This is a genomic window from Brachybacterium sp. (assembly GCF_036379615.1).
GTDB lineage: Bacteria > Actinomycetota > Actinomycetes > Actinomycetales > Dermabacteraceae > Brachybacterium.
Genome location: NZ_DASVGJ010000008.1, coordinates 18,858 through 36,154, shown reverse-complemented (window position 1 = coordinate 36,154; position 17,297 = coordinate 18,858). Strand labels below are relative to the sequence as shown.

Below are 17,297 nucleotides of genomic sequence, written 5' to 3'. Positions count from 1 at the left end.
TGCCTGGGCAGTCCCCGTCCAGGGGCGGAGGAGAAGCATGACGACGAGCCCCACGCTGCGACTGGGATCGCTGCCACCGCTGCAGATCAGCCCCGGCACCCTGCTCACGGTGCTCCTGTTCGCGGTCCTCATGTATCCGGCGCTCTCCCGCGCCGGTGACCCTCCGACCACCACCGCGCTGCTCGCCGTCGGCATCGGTCTGTTCATGATCCTCTCGGTGCTCGCGCACGAGGTCGCCCACGCCGTGGTGGCCCGTGCCTTCGGGGCGACGGTCGATCACATCGCCCTGACCCTGTGGGGCGGGCACACCCAGTACCGCTCCCGGCGGATGTCCTCGGTCGGTTCGGTGATGGTCTCGCTGTCCGGCCCGTTCGCGAACCTGCTGCTGGCCGGTCTCGCCACCGGGCTCGTGCAGCTCACCTCGCCCGGTGAGGCGGCCGCGACGTTCTTCTCCATGACCGCCTGGTTGAACCTCGTGCTCGCCGTGTTCAACCTGCTGCCGGGTCTCCCGATGGACGGCGGCCGGGCGCTGGAGTCCCTGCTCGGGGCGGTGCTGCGCAGCCCGGAGCTCGGCACCCGGATCACGGCCTGGCTGGGCCGTGCGATCGCCGTGGCGGTGATCGCCTACCCGCTGTGGCGGATCGTGCGCGAGGGAGGGGCCGGCACCTTCTCCCTGCTCACCCTGGTCTGGGCGATGCTGATCGCCGGCATGCTCTGGCAGGGCGCCACCCGTGCGCTCGAGGGCGCCCGGCTCCAGGGACGCATCCGCACGCTGGACGCCCGAACCCTCGCCGCCCCGGCACGGATCCTCTCGCCGCAGACGCCGCTCACGCAGCTGGGGCCCGACGAGGACCTGACCACCGTCCTGGTCCTCGACCCTGCGGGGGCCCGCCCGGGGGTCGTCGGCCGGGCCTCGCGGATCGATCCCGAGGCGGCGGCCGCAGTTCCTGCGGACCATCGGGCCGCGGTCACGGTCGGCGCCGTGGCCCGGGCCATCGGCGAGCTGGGCGCGCTGCCCGCCTCCCTGCACGGCGATGAGCTCATCGAGGAGATGCTGTCCCATCCCGCCCCCGCGTACCTGGTGATCGACGAGGACGGCGCGGCGCGCGGTGTGATCCTCAGCGCGGAGATCAACGCCCTCCTGCGCGGACGGTGAACATCCTGGTCGGCGCGGCGGCGTGGGCCATATGCTGGAACGCATGACTGAGCAGCCGCAGCCCGCCGCCCCCGAGGGGACGACGGGACCCGCGCCCCGCGCGCCCCGCCGCAGCCTGGATCGCACCGGGCCCTTCGCTCCGGGCGACAAGGTCCAGCTCGCCGATGCCAAGAACCGCCTGCACACCATCACCCTCAAGCCCGGCGGCGAGTTCCACTCCCACCGCGGCGTGCTGCGCCACGACCAGCTGATCGGCGCCGAGGACGGGGTCGTGGTCGAGAACAGCCACGGCACCCGGTACCAGGCCCTGCGGCCGCTGTACGCCGACTACATGCTGTCGATGCCGCGAGGCGCCGCGATCATCTACCCCAAGGACTCCGCCCAGATCCTCATGTGGGGGGACATCTTCCCCGGCGCCCGCGTGCTCGAGGCGGGCGTCGGCTCCGGCGGCCTGACCACTGCACTGCTGCGCGCCGTCGGCCCCGAGGGCTCGGTCCACTCCATCGAGCGCCGTGAGGACTTCGCCGAGGTGGCCCGCGAGAACGTCGAGACCTTCTTCGGCGGTCCCCACTCGTCCTGGGAGCTGTCCGTGGGCGACTTCCAGGACCTCGCCCCGACGCTCTCACCGGGTGAGCCGGCCGTGGACCGCGTGGTGCTGGACATGCTCGCCCCCTGGGAGTGCGTGGACGCCGCCGCCGAGGTGCTCGTCTCCGGCGGCGTGTACCTCGCCTACGTCGCCACCGTGACCCAGCTCTCCCGCACCGCCGAGGCGCTGCGCGACCACGGCGAGTTCACCGAGCCCTACGCCTGGGAGTCCTTCGTGCGGCCCTGGCACCTCGAGGGCCTCGCCGTGCGCCCCGAGCATCGGATGAACGCCCACACCGGTTTCCTGCTGACCGCCCGCCGCACCGCCCACGGCACCGAGGCGCTGCGCCGCGCGACCCGTCCCGCTCCCGGCTCCCGCCTCGAGGAGGAGCTGAACCATCCCGACAACGAGGGCTTCGGCGGCTCCGAGGGCGAGTGGACGCCGCAGGACGTGGGGGAGCGGGGCGTCGCCCCGCGCAAGCTCAAGCGCGCCCTTCGCGACCTCCGACAGGGCCGGGATCGCTGAACGGCACCAGGAAGGAGACCACCCGAGCATGAAGACCTACGCCGAGATGACGTCCGAGCTCGAGCAGCTCGCGGATCACAACGACCGCCTCACCGCCGGCCTGCGTGCCGCCCGCGCCCAGATCGTCGAGCTCAAGAGCGACCTCGAGCGCGTCGGAGATCCGCCGAACTCGTACGCGACCTTCCTGCGCCGCTGCGAGGGCACCACGATCGACGTGCTCCACCACGGTCGCCGACTGCGCGTGGCCACCTCAGCGCACCTCGATCTGGACTCCCTCACGCCCGGCGCGGAGCTGCGGCTGAACGAGGCCCTGGCCGCTGTGGAGGCCGTCGCCCCGAGCGATGCCGGCAACGTGGTGCCCGTGGTCGAGGCGCTGGCCGACTCCCGGGTGCTGGTGGCCGTCGCGCCCGACGACACCCGCGTGCTGCGCCGCGCGGGATCCCTCACCGAGGACCAGCTCCATCCCGGCGATCACGTGCTGGTGGATCTCAAGTCCCAGCTGGTGCTCGAGCGGATCGATCGCGCCGAGATCACGGACCTCGTGCTCGAGCAGGTCCCGGACGTCGCCTTCGACCAGATCGGAGGGCTCGGGGAGCAGATCGAGGCGATCCGCGACGCCGTCGAGCTGCCCTTCCTGCAGCAGGATCTCTACCGCACCTACGGCCTGCGGCCCCCGCAGGGCGTGCTGCTGTACGGCCCGCCCGGATGCGGCAAGACGATGATCGCCAAAGCCGTCGCCCACGAGCTGGTGCTGCGCAGCGCGGAGGTGCGCGGGGTGAGCGTCGCAGAGGCGCTCGAGAACTCCGCCTTCCTCAACGTCAAGGGACCGGAGCTGCTGAACAAGTACGTGGGCGAGACCGAGCGCTCCATCCGGCTGGTGTTCGAGCGAGCCCGCGAGAAGGCCGCCGCCGACCACCCGGTCGTGATCTTCTTCGACGAGATGGAGGCGCTGTTCCGCACCCGCGGCACGGGACTCTCCAGCGACGTGGAGACCACGATCGTGCCTCAGCTGCTGGCGGAGATCGACGGCGTCGAGGGCCTGGACAACGTGATCGTCATCGGTGCCTCCAACCGTGAGGACATGATCGACCCCGCGATCCTGCGCCCGGGGCGTCTGGACGTGAAGATCCGGGTGCGCCGTCCGAACCAGCGAGCGGGCCGCGAGATCCTGGGCCTGTATCTCGATGACACCGTCCCGCTGCGGGCGGACCGTGAGCAGCTGCTGGACCTCGCCTCCCGCGAGATCTACGACGACGGGCCCGCCTCCGCCTTCGTGCGCGTGGAGTACTCCGACGGCGGCAGCGACACCCTGCACTTCCGCGATTTCGTCTCCGGCGCCACCCTGCGCAACATCGTGGATCGGGCGAAGAAGCTGGCCGTGAAGGACCAGCTGGCCACCGGTGAGATCGGTGTGGGCACTCAGCACCTGCGCGACGCGATCACCGCGGAGTTCGTCGAGAACGAGGACATGCCCTCGGCCGCCCACCCCGAGGACTGGGCCCGGGTCTCCGGGCTGCCCGGCGGGGGTCGGCGACGCGTCGACGCGGTGGTCCCGCTGCAGGGACGCACCCGGGAGGGATCCGCCGGCGACGGCGCCGCGGAGGTCACCGCATGAGCGCCGCCCAGGCATCCGACGCGCCCAGCGCGCCCGAGACCCCCGAAGCCCCCGAGGCTCCAGGCACGCTCGAGGGCCCGAGCCTCACGACCGAGCGCGTGATGGGCATCGAGACCGAGTTCGGCGTGGTCCACGCCGACCTCGAGGACCGCGCCCGCTCCGGTGCGGGCAGCTCGATCCTGCTCTCCCACCTGGTGGTGGGGGCCTACGCCCTGCTCGATCCGCTCGAGGGGGAGCGGGGACGACGCGTGCGCTGGGACTACGGGGACGAGACCCCGCTGCGGGACGCCCGCGGCTTCGAGCTGCAGCGGGCCGCCGCCCACCCCACGCAGCTCACGGACGAGGTGCGCGATGCCCACGTTCCCAGCGTCGAGAGGGACATGCCGCTGGCCGGTCCCGAGATCGCCCCGGACGGCGACGATGCCGAGGTGCTCGCCTGGGCCACCCAGCGCTCGATCGGCAATGCGGTGCTGCGCAACGGCGCCCGCTGGTACGTCGACCACGCCCACCCGGAGTACTCCGCGCCCGAGGTGCTGCGCGCCCGCGAGGCCGTGGTCTCCGACCGCGCCGGGGAGGAGATCGCCCGGCGGGCGATGGCGATCCTCGCCGCGGCCGACGGGATCCCCGAGGTGGCGCTGTACAAGAACAACACCGACGGCAAGGGAGCCTCCTACGGCACCCACGAGAACTACCTCGTGGACCGGGCCGTGCCCTTCGAGCGCGTGGTCACCGCACTGCTCCCCTTCCTCGCCACCCGCCAGGTGATCGTGGGCGCAGGCCGGGTGGGGCTCGGCACCCGGGGCGAGCGGCCCGGCTTCCAGCTCTCCTCCCGCGCCGACTTCATGGAGGCCGAGGTGGGGCTGGAGACCACCCTGAACCGGCCGATCGTCAACACCCGCGACGAACCCCACTCGGATCCCACTCGGTTCCGCCGCCTGCACGTGATCATCGGCGACGCGAACCTGCTCGAGGAATCCACCTTCCTCAAGCTCGGCACCACCTCGCTGCTGCTGGCCGCGCTCGAGGCCGAGCACCGCACCGGCGCCCTGATCCTCCCGGATCTGCGGCTCGTGGATCCGGTCGCCGCGGTCCGGGCGATCAGCCACGACCCCTCCCTCACCACCACGGTGCTGCTGGCCGACGGCCGCGAGCTCACCGCGCTCCAGATCCAGCGCACGCTGCGGGATGCCCTCTCCGCAGTCGCCGACCCCTCCGATGAGGAGACCTCCCAGGTGCTGCGCAGCTGGGGCGAGCTCCTCGACCTGCTCGAGCAGGACCCGATGCTGGCCGCCGAGCGGGTGGAGTGGGTCGCCAAGCTCCGCCTGCTGGAGCGCTACCGGAACCGGCACGGCCTGGAGTGGGGCGATCCGCGACTGCTGATGGTGGATCTCCAGTACTCCGACCTGCGCCCCGGCCGCGGCCTGTTCGACAAGCTCCGCTCCGCCGGTGCCGTGCCCACGATGGTGAGCGAGGAGGAGGTCGAGGAGGCTGTGCGCACCGCCCCCGCCAGCACCCGCGCCCATCTGCGCGGCGGACTGATCGCAGCGCACCGCGCGCGGGTGCCCTCGGCCGGCTGGGATGCGATCACCCTGGCCGGCCCCGCCGGTGGGCAGCGGCTGAGGCTGGCCGATCCACGGCTCGGCTCGGCGGACTGGTGCGCGCTGCACGGCATCGATCCTGCGGACGACCTCGAGACCATCCTCGACTCCCTGCACCGCGCCGTCGAGCACAGCTGATCCACCCAGATACGAGCGAGATACGAGGAGGACACCATGTCCCAGCAGTCCCTGAACGCCCCCGGCACCGGCCCCGACGACGAATCGGGCGCCGACGCCGTCACCGGCGGGCAGACCTTCGCCTCCGCTCAGGCGGCCGACGACCTGCTCGACGAGATCGACTCGGTGCTCGAGTCCAACGCCGAGACCTTCGTGCGCTCCTTCGTGCAGAAGGGCGGACAGTGACCCGATGAAGCGTCGAGTGGGAGGACTGGAGACCGAGTACGGGCTCGTGTGCGTGCGCGCCGACGGGTCGCGAGCGCTCGAGCCGGAGGCCGCGGCCCGGGAGCTGTTCCGCCCGGTCGTCGCGATGGGACGGTCCTCGAACGTCTTCCTGCGCAACGCCGCCCGGCTCTACCTCGACGTCGGCTCCCATCCCGAGTACGCGACCGCGGAGTGCGACGACTGGTGGGAGCTGGTCGCCCAGGACGGTGCCGGGGACCGGATCTTCGCCGACCTCGCCGCGCAGGCGAACGAGCGCCTCGCCGCCGACGGCCAGGACGCCCGCATCCACCTGCTGAAGAACAACGTCGACTCCGCCGGCAACGCCTTCGGCTCCCACGAGAACTTCCTGGTGGACCGGCGCGGGGAGTTCACCCGGCTGCCGCGCTACCTGCTGCCCTTCCTGGTCACCCGCCAGATCGTCACCGGCGCCGGGGGAGTCGTGCGCACCGCACCGACCGATGCGAGCTCCGGCCACCGGGCCGAGGACGGCGGGGAGACGGCCCCCGAGCCCGCGCAGTTCGTGTTCTCGCGCCGCAGCGACCACATGTGGGAGGCGGTCTCCTCCGCCACCACCCGCACCCGTCCGATCATCAACACCCGTGACGAGCCGCACGGCGACCCCACCCGGTTCCGTCGCCTGCACGTGATCGTCGGCGACTCCACGATGAGCGAGGTCTCCACCCGCCTGCGCTTCGCGACCACCGATCTGGTGCTGCGCGCGATCGAGTCGGGACGCGCGCTGCCGGAGCTGTCGCTGCACGACGACATCGCCGCGATCCGTGCCGTGGCCCGCGACCTCACCGGCGGCGCGCCGCTGCCGCTCGCGGGCGGGGGCACGACCACGGCGGTCCAGGTCCAGCAGCGCTGGCTGGACCACGTCACCCCTCTGGCGGACGAGACCGAGCAGGACATCCTGGAGCAGTGGCAGCGAGCGATCGATGCGGTCCGCACCGGGGACCGCACCTGGGCCGGCCAGAATCTGGACTGGGCGATCAAGGAGCGACTGTTCACGCAGGTCGCCGAGCGTCGCGGGGTGGGGCTCGAGGACCCTGCCATCGAGCGTCTGGACCTCGCCTATCACGACATCGAGCCCTCGCAGAGCGTCTTCCACGCCCTACAGCGTCGCGGCCTCGCTCCGCGCGTCCTGGACGAGGCACGGATCGAGGGGGCGAGGACCACGGCTCCCACCACCACCCGCGCTCATCTGCGTGGACAGGTGGTCACCGCCGCCCAGGAGCGCGGCGTGGATCATGTCGTGGACTGGACCACTCTGCGCCTGACCCGCCCCGGGGCGATGCCCGTGCAGGTGCTGGACCCCTTCGCCACCGAGCTGCCGTCCGTCGACGCCCTGCTCGAGGAGATCAGATCGTCCGGCGAGGCGGATCCCGCGTCTCCGGCACCCTTCGCCTGAGCCCTGAGCCCTGAGCCGTCATCCACACTCCGGGAACCCTCACCCTTCGCCCCGTACCCTGGTCCCCGTGTCCCGTCCCGGGACCGCTGATCCGAAAGGCCCTCACTTGATCCGCCGCCGCACGCTGCTGACCACCGCCCTCGCCGCGACCGCCGCCATCGGCCTCGCCGCCTGCACCGACGAAGGCACCGGCGGGCCCTCCGACGGCGGCGGCTCCGACAACGGCGGCGCGGAGGCGCTGGCGGGCGTCACCGTCAGCGAGGACCTCGGCGCCGAGCCGACGGTCGAGTTCACCGCGCCGCTCGAGATCACGGAAGCCGCTGCGGAGATCGTCGTCCCCGGGGACGGTGACACCATCGCCGAGGGGGACACCGTCATCTGGCGCCACCTGTACCTCGACGCCTCGACGGGGGACACGCTGCAGTCCTGGTGGCAGGGCGCCCCCGCCGGCGGTGTCCAGGTCACCGAGGAAGGCATCGGGAAGGCCGCCTTCGACGTGTTCACCACCATGGCGGTCGGCTCCCGCTTCGTGATGGCGGGGTGGCAGCAGTCCAGCACCGGACAGGCCTACTCGCTCCTCCAGGTGGCGGACGTGGACCGGATCGTCTCCCCGCTGCGTGCGGAGGGGGAGCAGGGGGAGCCCTCCGGCACCTACCCCGCCGTCACGCTCGCGGAGAACGGCGCCCCGGCGCTCGAGGGCACCCCCGAGGGCGAGGCCCCCACGTCCACCGAGCGCGAGGAGCTGATCGTCGGCTCGGGCGAGACCACCCGCGCCGGCGACTACCTCACCATGCAGTACACCGGCTGGAAGTGGTCCGACGGCTCACAGTTCGACTCGTCGTGGGAGCGCGGCGCCCCGTTCTCCTTCGTCCAGGGGGAGGGCGGTGTGATTCAGGGCTGGGACGAGAACCTGCTGGACCTGGCCGTCGGCTCCCAGGTGATGCTCGTGATCCCGCCGGCCGAGGCCTACGGCGAGGATCCCGAGGCCCATGAGCTCGGCGGGGAGACCCTGATCTTCGTCGTCGATGTCCTGGACGCCGCGCACAGGGCAGACTGACCCCTGGACACGATCCATCCACCACCTCATCCACTACAGGAGGCATCCGCATGACCGATCGCACCAAGCCCGAGGTCGAGTTCCCCGAGGGTGACGCCCCCACCGAGCTGATCAGCACCGACGAGATCGTCGGTGACGGCGAGGAGGCCGGCCGCGGTGACGTGGTCGATGTCCACTACGTCGGCGTCTCCCACTCCACCGGCGAGCAGTTCGACGCCTCCTGGGACCGTGGCGAGCCGCTGCGCTTCCAGCTCGGAGTCGGCCAGGTCATCTCCGGCTGGGACCAGGGCGTCCAGGGCATGAAGGTCGGTGGCCGCCGGCGTCTCGACATCCCGGCGGAGCTCGGCTACGGCGCCCAGGGCGCCCCGCCGGTGATCGCCCCGAACGAGTCGCTCATCTTCGTCTGCGACCTGGTGGCGGTGCACAAGCGCTGAGCAGCACCGCCGAGGGAGCGGCGGGGGAGCACGCAGGAGGACCGGCCGACGGCCAGGCATCCCTCTTCGCGGCCCCCGCCGTTCCTGTCCCTGCACCGTCCCCGTCGGCCGCGCCGCGCGACCCGGGCCGCCCTGTCGCGGCCCGGGCCTCGGGCCTGCGCACCACCGCCGGCTTCGACGTGGTCGACGAGCTGCCGGTGGCGAGCGTTCGCCTGGTGGGCGTGCTGCCGCATCTGGACCGACCCTTCGAGTACGCCGTCACCCCCGCCACCGCTGCCGCCGCGCCAGGTATGCGTGTGCGAGTGCGGTTCTCCGGCAAGGACACCGAGGGCATCGTGCTGGGCCGGCACCCCGCGCCGACGACGGATCGGGCATTGGCCCCGCTGCATCGCCTGGTCTCCGAGGACGTGGTGGTCCCGCCCGCGATGATGCGCGTGTGCGAGGAGGTGGCCGCCCGCTGCGCCGGCACCGTCGGGGATGTGCTCCGACTCGCGCTGCCCCCGCGACACGCCCGCGCCGAGAAGGCGGACCGCGCAGCGGAGGAGAAGGAGCTGGCCGCGGAGGACCCGGCGCCGACCGCGGATGCCGAGAAGGACGCGGAGGGCGGCGCTGACGCCGTCACCGAGCCGTCGGAGCCCGCGCTCCGCCCCGGCGACCGCTACCCGGGCCTGGCCGCCCTGCTCGCCCGCGCCGGCAGCCTCGAGAGCCCTGTCCCCCGCGCGAGCCTCACGCTCGATTCCGCTGACAGCTGGACCATCGTCGCCGCCGACGCGATCGGCGATCTCGATCCCGCTCAGGGCGCCCTCGTCGTCGCCCCCGACCAGCGGGACGTGGCTCGCCTGTCCCGCGTGCTCACCGAGCGGGGGATCGACCATGAGATCCTCGCCGGCACCGAGGGGCCCGAGAAGCGCTACCGCACCTTCCGCCGCATCCTGCGCGGGGCCACCCGGGTGGTGCTGGGCAACCGGTCCGCCGCCTTCGCCCCCGTCCAGAACCTCGCCCTGGCCATCTGCTGGGACGAGGCGGACGATCTGCTCGAGGAGCCGCGCGCTCCCTACCCCCACACCCGCACCGTGCTCCAGTGCCGCTCCGCGGAGGAGCGCTGCGCGCTGCTGTTCCTCTCCGCGAGCGACTCGGTGACGCTGCGCTCCCTGGCGGACCGCGGATATCTCGCGCGCCTGGAGCCGGTGCCCGCTCCGGTCACTGCCGTCCGCCCCCGCATCGTGGCGATGGACGAGTACCTGCGTGAGCGGGAGGGCGCCTCCGGCCGCTCCCGCCTGCCGCAGGAGGCGATGCGCGTGATCCGGCGAGGGCTCGAACTGGGCCCGGTGCTGGTGCAGGTGCCTCGGACGGGCTATGTCCCCGCGATCGCCTGCACCTTCTGCCGCACCCGAGCCCAGTGCCCGCACTGCTCCGCACCGCTGTCGCTCAGCGGGCGGAACGGTCCGCTGCACTGCCGCGTCTGCGGGCGCCGGGAGGACGGCTACCGCTGCCCGGAATGTGATCGCACCCAGGTGCGGGCCATGGTTGTCGGCTCCACCCGCACCGCCGAGGAGCTCCATCGCGGCTTCCCCGGCACGACCGTGAAGGTCGCCGGCGGCGCCCACGGCGCTCTCGAGGACGACGCGGTGCCGGACCACGCCATCATCGTCTCCACCCCCGGCGCGGAGCCCGCCCCGCCAGGTCGCTACGCGGCGGCCCTGCTGCTGGATGCGGATGCACTGCTGGGCCGCGCGGCCTTCGACGCCGATGTCGAGGCGATCCGTCGCTGGCGGGGCGCGATCGCGCTCGTGCGCAGTGCGGAGCACGGCGGCGAGGTGCTGGTGGTCGGCACCTCGACGCTGCCCGCGATCCGGGATCTGGTCGCGCACCGCTCCTCGTTCTTCCTGGACCGGGTGCTCGCGGATCGCGAGGAGCTGGATCTGCCCCCGTTCACCCGGGTCGCCGAGATCGTGGGGGACCGTGAGGCCTGCCGCAGCTTCCTGGAGACGGTCGAGCTCCCGGATGCCACCGCGGTCTTCGGCCCCGTCGACCTCGAGGGACCCGACGCCGCCGGCCGGGCCCGCGCCGTCGTGCGCCTGGAGCCCGCCCGCTCCCGCGAGCTCGCCGATTCCCTCCGCGCCGGCATCGCCGCCCGCAGCGCCCGCAAGGCCAAGGGCTCCCTGCGGGTGCGGCTGGATCCTCCCGACGTGTTCTGACCGCACCTCCCAGGAGGAGGGACGGAGTGTCGTAGGGTGATCGGCGTCACCGTCGCCGACCACATCTTCGCACCGCCGCGAGGGAAGGACCCCGATGACCACCGACTCCGCTCAGGGCCCCTCCACCAGGCAGGACGACCGGCCGGACCTCTCCGAAGGAGAGCGCGCCCCCGCCGTCGGCCGCCGCAGCCTGCGAGTGCGCCGGCTGGGACTGGTGCTCGGGCTGCTCGCCGCCGTGCTCATCTACCTGCTGATGCCGGCGGACGTGCCCCATGCCGCGAAGCTCACCGCTGCCACCGCTGTGCTGATGGCGGCGTGGTGGATGACCGAGGCGCTGCCGATCCCCGCCACCGCCCTGGTGCCGCTGCTCGTGTTCCCCGTGCTGAGCACGGAGGTGGGGCTCGACGACGTCGGCGCCTCCTACGGCAACAACATCATCTTCCTGTTCATGGGCGGGTTCATGCTGGCGCTGGCGATGCAGCGCTGGAACCTGCACAAGCGCATCGCGCTCGCGATCGTGGGCACCATCGGCACCAGCCCCTCGCTGCTGATCCTCGGTTTCATGGTCGCCACCGGGTTCATCTCCATGTGGGTCTCCAACACCGCCACCGCCGTGATGATGCTGCCGATCGGGCTCTCGGTCCTGCTGCTGGTGAACAGGCTGCGCCGGGAGGACGCCGTGGCGCAGGGGGAGGAGCCTGGTGACGGCGTGGACCCGCACGCCGAGGACGGTGCCGGCAGCGGTTCGAGCGAGGGCCCCTCCGCCCCGGTGCGCTCGAACTTCGGCATCGCGATGATGCTCGGCATCGCCTATTCCGCGTCGATCGGCTCTCTCGCCACCCTCATCGGCACTCCGCCGAACGCCCTGCTCGCCGCCCACATGAGCCAGGAGTTCGGGATCACGATCGGCTTCGGCCGCTGGATGCTGGTGGGCGCACCGATCGCGATCGTGTTCATGCTGATCGCCTGGCTGATGCTCACCAAGGTGTTCTACAAGCCCGAGATCCGGGAGATCCCCGGCGGCACCGCACTGATCCGCGAGGAGCGCCGCAAGCTGGGCCGCATCTCCGCCGGGGAGACGCGGGTGCTGGCGGTGTTCGTGCTGGCCGCGCTCTCCTGGGTGGCGATCCCGCTGATCTCCGACGCTCTCGGGCGCGAGGACCCGTGGATCTCCGACGCCGGCATCGCCATGGCCGTCGGCCTGCTGCTGTTCCTGCTGCCGGCCGGCGCGGCCACCGGCGTGCGCCTGCTGGACTGGGACTCCGCGGTGAAGCTGCCCTGGGGCGTGCTGCTGCTGTTCGGCGGTGGGCTCGCCCTCTCCGCCCAGTTCAGCTCCTCGGGACTGACCGCGTGGATCGGTGAGGTCACCGAGGGCGTGGGCGGGCTGCCGGTGGTGCTGATCGTCGCGATCGTCGCCGCAGGCGTGCTCTTCCTCACCGAGATCACCTCGAACACCGCCACCGCCGCGACCTTCCTGCCGGTCGCGACGGCAGCCGCCGTGGGCATCGGGATCGATCCGATGCTGCTCGCGATCCCGGTCGCGATCGCCGCCACCTGCGCCTTCATGCTGCCGGTCGCGACCCCGCCGAACGCGATCGCCTACGGCTCCGGCTATGTCACGATCCCGCAGATGGCCAAGGCCGGGCTGTGGCTGAACCTGATCGGCATCGTGCTGGTCACCGCCACCACGATGGGGCTCGCGGTGTGGGTCTTCGGGCTCGTCTACTGACGCTCCCGCAGCATCACCACCACGAGCACGGCCGAGAGCACCACGGCGAGGGCCACGACGAGCACGGTCAGCGTCCAGCCACCTGCCTCGTAGACCAGCCCGGTGCCCCAGCCGAGCACGCTCGAGCCCAGGTAGTAGGCGAGGTTGTACAGCCCGGTCGCCTGTGAGCGGGCACCCTCGGCACGGGCGCCGGCCCAGCCGCTGGCGATCGCATGCGCCCCGAAGAATCCCGCGGTGAGCACCAGCAGCCCCAGCAGCACCAGCAGCAGGGGGCCGGTGAGCGTGAGCAGCAGTCCCATGACCATCACGCCCATCATCGTCAGCATCATCGGCAGCCGTCCGTGCTCGGCCGCCAAGCGGCCCGCGAGCGGGGAGGCGACGGTCCCTCCCAGATAGGCGAGGAAGACCAGGCCGATCAGCGCTGCCGGCACCAGGTACGGGGGCGCGGTGAGATGGAAAGAGAGGTAGTTGTAGACGGAGACGAACCCGCCCATCATGAGGAAGGCGAAGCCGAGCAGCGCCAGCTGCCCGGGATCGCGCACGGCGCGGACCACCCGGGAGACCGCGGTCCGTGCAGAGCCCCGGCCCGTGGTCACCGTGAAGCGCCGCTCCGCCGGTGCCAGCAGCACGAAACCGGCCGCCGCCATCCCGGCCAGCACCGCGACGGCGCTCATGCCCATCCGCCAGCTGGTCAGATCCGCGACCGGGGTCGCGAGCATCCGACCGCTGAGCCCGCCGATCGTGGTGCCGGCGACGTACCAGCCCGCGGCGACCGCCCGGGCCCGAGGATGGACCTCCTCGGAGAGATACGCGACCGCGAGTGCGGGCACACCGCCCAGGGCCACCCCCTCGAGGAAGCGCAGAGCGAGCATCAGCTCATAGCTCGGAGCCCAGGCGGAGATCAGGGCGAGCGCCGTCGCGGAGACGACCGAGAGCATCATCGCCGGCCGTCGACCCCACCGGTCCCCGACGAACGACCAGGGCAGCACCGCCAGAGCGAGTCCAGCGGTGGCCGCCGAGACGCTCAGCGCCGCGCCCTCCGCACCGATCCTGAGATCGGCCGCGATCAGCTGCAGCATGCCCTGCGGCGAGTAGATCTGCGCGAAGGTCGCGACGCCCGCACAGACCAGCGCCAGCAGCAGCCTGCGGTACTCGGGACTCCCGATCGCGTACCCCGGTGCGTAGGCGCCGACCATCAGCAGCGGCAGGGGGAGGCGGACATGTCTCCACTGTAGGACCCTGGCCCGGGCCCCAGCACCCCGCCCCGGCAGACCGCCCCAGCGCCCTGGACCCACAGCCCAGCCCCGCAGCCCTTCCGATCCCGGGGACCCGTCCCGCCCCCGTAGACTCGGGGCATCATGCGACTGCTCTTCGCCGGCACCCCCGAGGCCGCTCTGCCCTCCCTGCGCACCCTGCTCGACTCCTCTCACGAGGTGGTCGGCGTGCTCACCCGCGCCGATGCCCCCGCCGGGAGAGGGCGTCGGCTCACGCCCTCCCCGGTCAAGGCCCTCGCCCTCGAGGCCGGGGTGCCGGTGCTGACCCCTGCCACCCTGCGCGATGCCGAGGTCCAGCAGCAGCTCCGAGAGCTCGCCCCCGACGCCGCCCCCGTCGTCGCCTACGGCAACCTGGTCCCGCAGGCCGCGCTCGACATCCCTCGCCACGGATGGGTGAACCTGCACTTCTCCCTGTTGCCGGCCTGGCGCGGCGCCGCCCCCGCCCAGCGCGCCGTGCTCTCCGGCGCCCGGGAGACCGGTATGAGCGTGTTCCGCCTCGAGAAGGGCCTGGACACCGGGGACGTGCTCTCCACTGCGCACACCTCGATCGGGCCGTTCGAGACCTCCGGGGGGCTGTTGGAGCGGATGTCGCTCGACGGCGCCGCGGTGCTGCTCAGCGCGCTCGACGCACTCGAGGCCGGCACCGCCGCGCTCACGCCACAGGACCACGACCTGGCCACTCACGCCCCCAAGCTCTCGACCGCTGAGGCGGAGATCGATTGGACGCTCCCCGCCGAGCAGGTCAGCGCCCATATCCGCGGGATGAGCCCGCAGCCCGGGGCATGGACGATGCTCAAGGGTGCCCGCGCCAAGATCCTCGGCCTCGAACAGGCTCCGGAGCACGCCCCGCTGCCCCCTGGACGCCTCGAGGCCACCCGGCGCCAGGTGCTGGTGGGCACCGGCACTGACGTCATCGCCCTGTCCACGCTCGCACCGGCCGGGAAGCGACCGATGCGCGCAGTGGACTGGGCCCGCGGCGCGGCGCTCGATGCCGAGTCCGGATTCACCACCGCTCAGCAGGACGGAGACCGCGCATGAACGAGCAGCGCCGAGACGGCCGCGGCCGACGGGACGAGCACGGCCGACGGGACGAGCAGGGCGGTCGCGACCAGCGGGGCCGCACCCGATCGGGCTCTCGCGGCCAGGGCGGTCCCCGCCGAGGCTTCTCCGACTCCCGGCCCTCCGAGCGCTCACGTCGCTCCACCCCCTCGCGCCAGGTCGCCTTCGACGGGCTGCGCCTGGTGCGCGAGGAGGACTCCTACGCGAACCTGGTCCTGCCCCGGCTGCTGCGCACCCATCGCGTCTCGGGCCGTGATGCCGCCTTCACCACCGAGCTGTTCTACGGCTCGCTTCGCGCCAAGGGTCGTCTCGACGCCATCCTCGCCGCATGCGTGGACAGGCCGCTGGAGAAGATCGATCCGCCCCTGCTGGACGTGATGCGGCTGGGCGCCTATCAGCTGCTCGACATGACCGTCGCCCCGCACGCGGCGACCTCGGAGACCGTCGCCCTCGCGCGCTCCGTGGTGGGAGCCGGCGCGGCGAGCTTCGCCAACGCGGTGCTGCGCCGGGTGGGGGAGAAGGATCTCGAGCAGTGGCTCACGGAGGTCGCCCCGGACCGCGCCACGGACCCGACCGGTCACCTCGCCGTCGTCCACTCCCATCCGCGCTGGGTGGTGCGCGCACTCAGCGACGCCCTGGCCGGCCACGGCCGCTCCCGCGACGAGATCGACGAGCTGCTGGCCGCCCAGAACCAGGCCCCGGCGGTCTCGCTGGTGATGCGCCCCGGCCTCACCGACCTCGATGAGCTGATCGAGAACGGCGCGAGCCAGGGCCGGCTCTCCGTGTTCGCCGCCTCCTGGCCCTCCGGCGACCCCGGTGGCATGGACCCCGTCAAGCAGGGTCGCGTCGCCGTGCAGGACGAGGGCAGTCAGCTCGCGGCCCTCGCCCTCGCCCTCGGCGCCGACGACCTGGTCCTCGCCGAGGACCACCACTGGCTCGACCTCTGCGCGGGCCCGGGCGGCAAGGCCGCGCTGCTGGGAGGCCTCACCGTCGACCACGATGCGGACCTGCTGGCGGTCGAGCTCCAGGAGCACCGCACCGAGCTGGTCGAGCGGGCGGTCGCCACCCTGCAGGAGGCAGGCTGCGAGATCACCACCCGCACCGCCGACGGCATCACGATCGGCGATGAGATGCCCGGGCGCTTCTCCCGCGTCCTCGCCGACGTCCCCTGTTCCGGACTCGGGGCCCTGCGCCGCCGGCCCGAGGCGCGCTGGCGTCGCACCCCGGCGGACATCGGACAGCTCGGCGTCGTGCAGCGCGGACTGCTCGGCTCCGCCCTGGACGCCGCCGCACCCGGCGGAGTCGTCGCCTACGTGACCTGCTCGCCGCACCTGGCGGAGACGCGCCTGATCGTCACCGACGTGCTGAAGAAGCGGGAGGACATCGAGGAGCTCGACGCCCGTGACGCCGTCCGCGCCGGGGTGCTGCCCGCCGCACAGGCGGACCTCGAGCTGGGCGAGGGGCCGGCCGTGCAGCTGTGGCCCCACCTCCACGGCACCGATGCCATGTACATCCACCTGCTGCGCAAGCGGCCCGCCCCCATCGAGGAAGGACCCTCCGCTCCATGAACACCCCGTACTCGACCGACGGTCACTACATCCATCCCAGCATCCTCAACGCCGACTTCATGAGGATCGGTGCGGAGCTGGACAAGATCTCCACCGCGGACAGCGTCCACGTGGACGTGATGGACAACCACTTCGTGCCGAACCTGACCTTCGGCCCGTCGATGGTGGAGCAGATCGTGCGACGCAGCGCGATCCCCGTGGACGCACACCTGATGATCGAGGACGCGGACACGCAGGCCCCGGCCTTCGCCGAGGCCGGGGCCGCCTCGGTGACCTTCCACCTCGAGGCGGCCCGCGCCCCCGTGAAGCTCGCACGCGACCTGCGCCGCAAGAACACCCAGGCCGGTGTGGCACTGCGCCCCGCCACCGCGGTCGAACCGCTGCTGGACATCATCGGCGAGTTCGACATGCTGCTGCTCATGACCGTCGAACCCGGCTTCGGCGGGCAGAGCTTCCTGGAGACGATGCTGCCGAAGATCCGCCGGGCCCGCGCCGCGATCAGCGAGTCCAACCTCGAGGTGTCGATCCAGGTCGACGGCGGCGTGAGCCGCGAGACCATCGAGCGCTGCGCCGAGGCCGGCGCGAACGTCTTCGTCGCGGGCTCGGCGATCTACCGCGCCCAGGACGCCGCCGAGGAGATCTCCGCCCTGCGCGAACTGGCCCGGACGCACGGCGCCCACTGACC

Annotated in this window: 14 protein-coding genes; 13 read left to right on the top strand and 1 reads right to left on the bottom strand. The window is 72.5% G+C overall.

Features of this window, described 5'->3' with window-relative positions; all coding sequences use genetic code 11:
* Positions 1-37 precede the first annotated feature (37 nt).
* From VF289_RS01675 to VF289_RS01630, 10 genes are all read left to right on the top strand, one after another.
* Positions 38-1,156: a M50 family metallopeptidase gene (locus VF289_RS01675; RefSeq protein ID WP_330880450.1), complete on the top strand. Its 1,119-nt coding sequence runs from the start codon at positions 38-40 to the stop codon at positions 1,154-1,156.
* Between the two features lie 43 nt (positions 1,157-1,199).
* The gene (locus tag VF289_RS01670) at positions 1,200-2,267 is read left to right on the top strand and encodes a tRNA (adenine-N1)-methyltransferase (protein ID WP_330880448.1); all 1,068 of its coding nucleotides are present in this window, start codon (positions 1,200-1,202) and stop codon (positions 2,265-2,267) included.
* Positions 2,268-2,295: 28 nt separating this feature from the next.
* Positions 2,296-3,882, top strand: coding sequence for a proteasome ATPase (arc, locus tag VF289_RS01665; RefSeq protein WP_330880446.1), 1,587 nt, complete (start codon positions 2,296-2,298; stop codon positions 3,880-3,882).
* Positions 3,883-3,983: 101 nt separating this feature from the next.
* Positions 3,984-5,618: a depupylase/deamidase Dop gene (gene dop / locus VF289_RS01660; protein WP_330880545.1), complete on the top strand. Its 1,635-nt coding sequence runs from the start codon at positions 3,984-3,986 to the stop codon at positions 5,616-5,618.
* 36 nt (positions 5,619-5,654) lie between these two features.
* Entirely contained in the window at positions 5,655-5,843 is a 189-nt protein-coding gene (locus VF289_RS01655) for a ubiquitin-like protein Pup (RefSeq protein ID WP_330880444.1), read from the top strand.
* Between the two features lie 4 nt (positions 5,844-5,847).
* Positions 5,848-7,293: a Pup--protein ligase gene (gene pafA / locus VF289_RS01650; protein ID WP_330880443.1), complete on the top strand. Its 1,446-nt coding sequence runs from the start codon at positions 5,848-5,850 to the stop codon at positions 7,291-7,293.
* A gap of 106 nt (positions 7,294-7,399) precedes the next feature.
* Positions 7,400-8,350, top strand: a complete 951-nt coding sequence (locus VF289_RS01645) for an FKBP-type peptidyl-prolyl cis-trans isomerase (RefSeq protein ID WP_330880441.1) — start codon at positions 7,400-7,402, stop codon at positions 8,348-8,350.
* Positions 8,351-8,400: 50 nt separating this feature from the next.
* Complete coding sequence (locus VF289_RS01640; RefSeq protein ID WP_330880439.1) at positions 8,401-8,784, top strand: FKBP-type peptidyl-prolyl cis-trans isomerase; 384 nt, start codon at positions 8,401-8,403, stop codon at positions 8,782-8,784.
* Between the two features lie 197 nt (positions 8,785-8,981).
* Positions 8,982-10,982, top strand: a complete 2,001-nt coding sequence (locus tag VF289_RS01635; protein ID WP_330880437.1) for a primosomal protein N' — start codon at positions 8,982-8,984, stop codon at positions 10,980-10,982.
* A gap of 94 nt (positions 10,983-11,076) precedes the next feature.
* Positions 11,077-12,711, top strand: a complete 1,635-nt coding sequence (locus VF289_RS01630; RefSeq protein ID WP_330880435.1) for a DASS family sodium-coupled anion symporter — start codon at positions 11,077-11,079, stop codon at positions 12,709-12,711.
* On the opposite strand, the gene VF289_RS01625 is transcribed toward VF289_RS01630, so the two are convergent.
* Positions 12,705-13,907 carry an MFS transporter gene (locus tag VF289_RS01625; RefSeq protein WP_330880433.1) on the bottom strand — a complete coding sequence of 401 codons (1,203 nt, stop codon included), beginning with the start codon at positions 13,905-13,907 and terminating at the stop codon, positions 12,705-12,707. The genes VF289_RS01630 and VF289_RS01625 overlap by 7 nt on opposite strands.
* Positions 13,908-14,069: 162 nt before the next feature.
* Between VF289_RS01625 and fmt the strand changes: the two genes are divergently transcribed.
* The 3 genes from fmt to rpe are packed head-to-tail and all read left to right on the top strand — an operon-like array spanning position 14,070 to position 17,295.
* Positions 14,070-15,023, top strand: coding sequence for a methionyl-tRNA formyltransferase (gene fmt, locus VF289_RS01620; RefSeq protein ID WP_330880431.1), 954 nt, complete (start codon positions 14,070-14,072; stop codon positions 15,021-15,023).
* Positions 15,020-16,612, top strand: a complete 1,593-nt coding sequence (locus VF289_RS01615) for an RsmB/NOP family class I SAM-dependent RNA methyltransferase (protein WP_330880429.1) — start codon at positions 15,020-15,022, stop codon at positions 16,610-16,612. The genes fmt and VF289_RS01615 overlap by 4 nt, the downstream gene beginning before the upstream one ends.
* On the top strand, positions 16,609-17,295 hold the full coding sequence (gene rpe, locus VF289_RS01610; RefSeq protein WP_330880427.1) for a ribulose-phosphate 3-epimerase: 687 nt from the start codon (positions 16,609-16,611) through the stop codon (positions 17,293-17,295). Before VF289_RS01615 ends, rpe begins: the two co-directional genes overlap by 4 nt.
* The last annotated feature ends 2 nt before the right edge of the window (positions 17,296-17,297 follow it).

Excerpts from the sequence above, each read along its gene's own strand:
- VF289_RS01675 (WP_330880450.1), top strand. The coding sequence starts at position 38 with ATGACGACGAGCCCCACGCTGCGACTGGGATCGCTGCCACCGCTGCAG.
- VF289_RS01670 (WP_330880448.1), top strand. The coding sequence starts at position 1,200 with ATGACTGAGCAGCCGCAGCCCGCCGCCCCCGAGGGGACGACGGGACCC.
- arc (WP_330880446.1), top strand. The coding sequence starts at position 2,296 with ATGAAGACCTACGCCGAGATGACGTCCGAGCTCGAGCAGCTCGCGGAT.
- dop (WP_330880545.1), top strand. The coding sequence starts at position 3,984 with ATGGGCATCGAGACCGAGTTCGGCGTGGTCCACGCCGACCTCGAGGAC.
- VF289_RS01655 (WP_330880444.1), top strand. The coding sequence starts at position 5,655 with ATGTCCCAGCAGTCCCTGAACGCCCCCGGCACCGGCCCCGACGACGAA.
- pafA (WP_330880443.1), top strand. The coding sequence starts at position 5,848 with ATGAAGCGTCGAGTGGGAGGACTGGAGACCGAGTACGGGCTCGTGTGC.
- VF289_RS01640 (WP_330880439.1), top strand. The coding sequence starts at position 8,401 with ATGACCGATCGCACCAAGCCCGAGGTCGAGTTCCCCGAGGGTGACGCC.
- VF289_RS01630 (WP_330880435.1), top strand. The coding sequence starts at position 11,077 with ATGACCACCGACTCCGCTCAGGGCCCCTCCACCAGGCAGGACGACCGG.
- VF289_RS01625 (WP_330880433.1), bottom strand. The coding sequence starts at position 13,907 with ATGGTCGGCGCCTACGCACCGGGGTACGCGATCGGGAGTCCCGAGTAC.
- fmt (WP_330880431.1), top strand. The coding sequence starts at position 14,070 with ATGCGACTGCTCTTCGCCGGCACCCCCGAGGCCGCTCTGCCCTCCCTG.
- VF289_RS01615 (WP_330880429.1), top strand. The coding sequence starts at position 15,020 with ATGAACGAGCAGCGCCGAGACGGCCGCGGCCGACGGGACGAGCACGGC.
- rpe (WP_330880427.1), top strand. The coding sequence starts at position 16,609 with ATGAACACCCCGTACTCGACCGACGGTCACTACATCCATCCCAGCATC.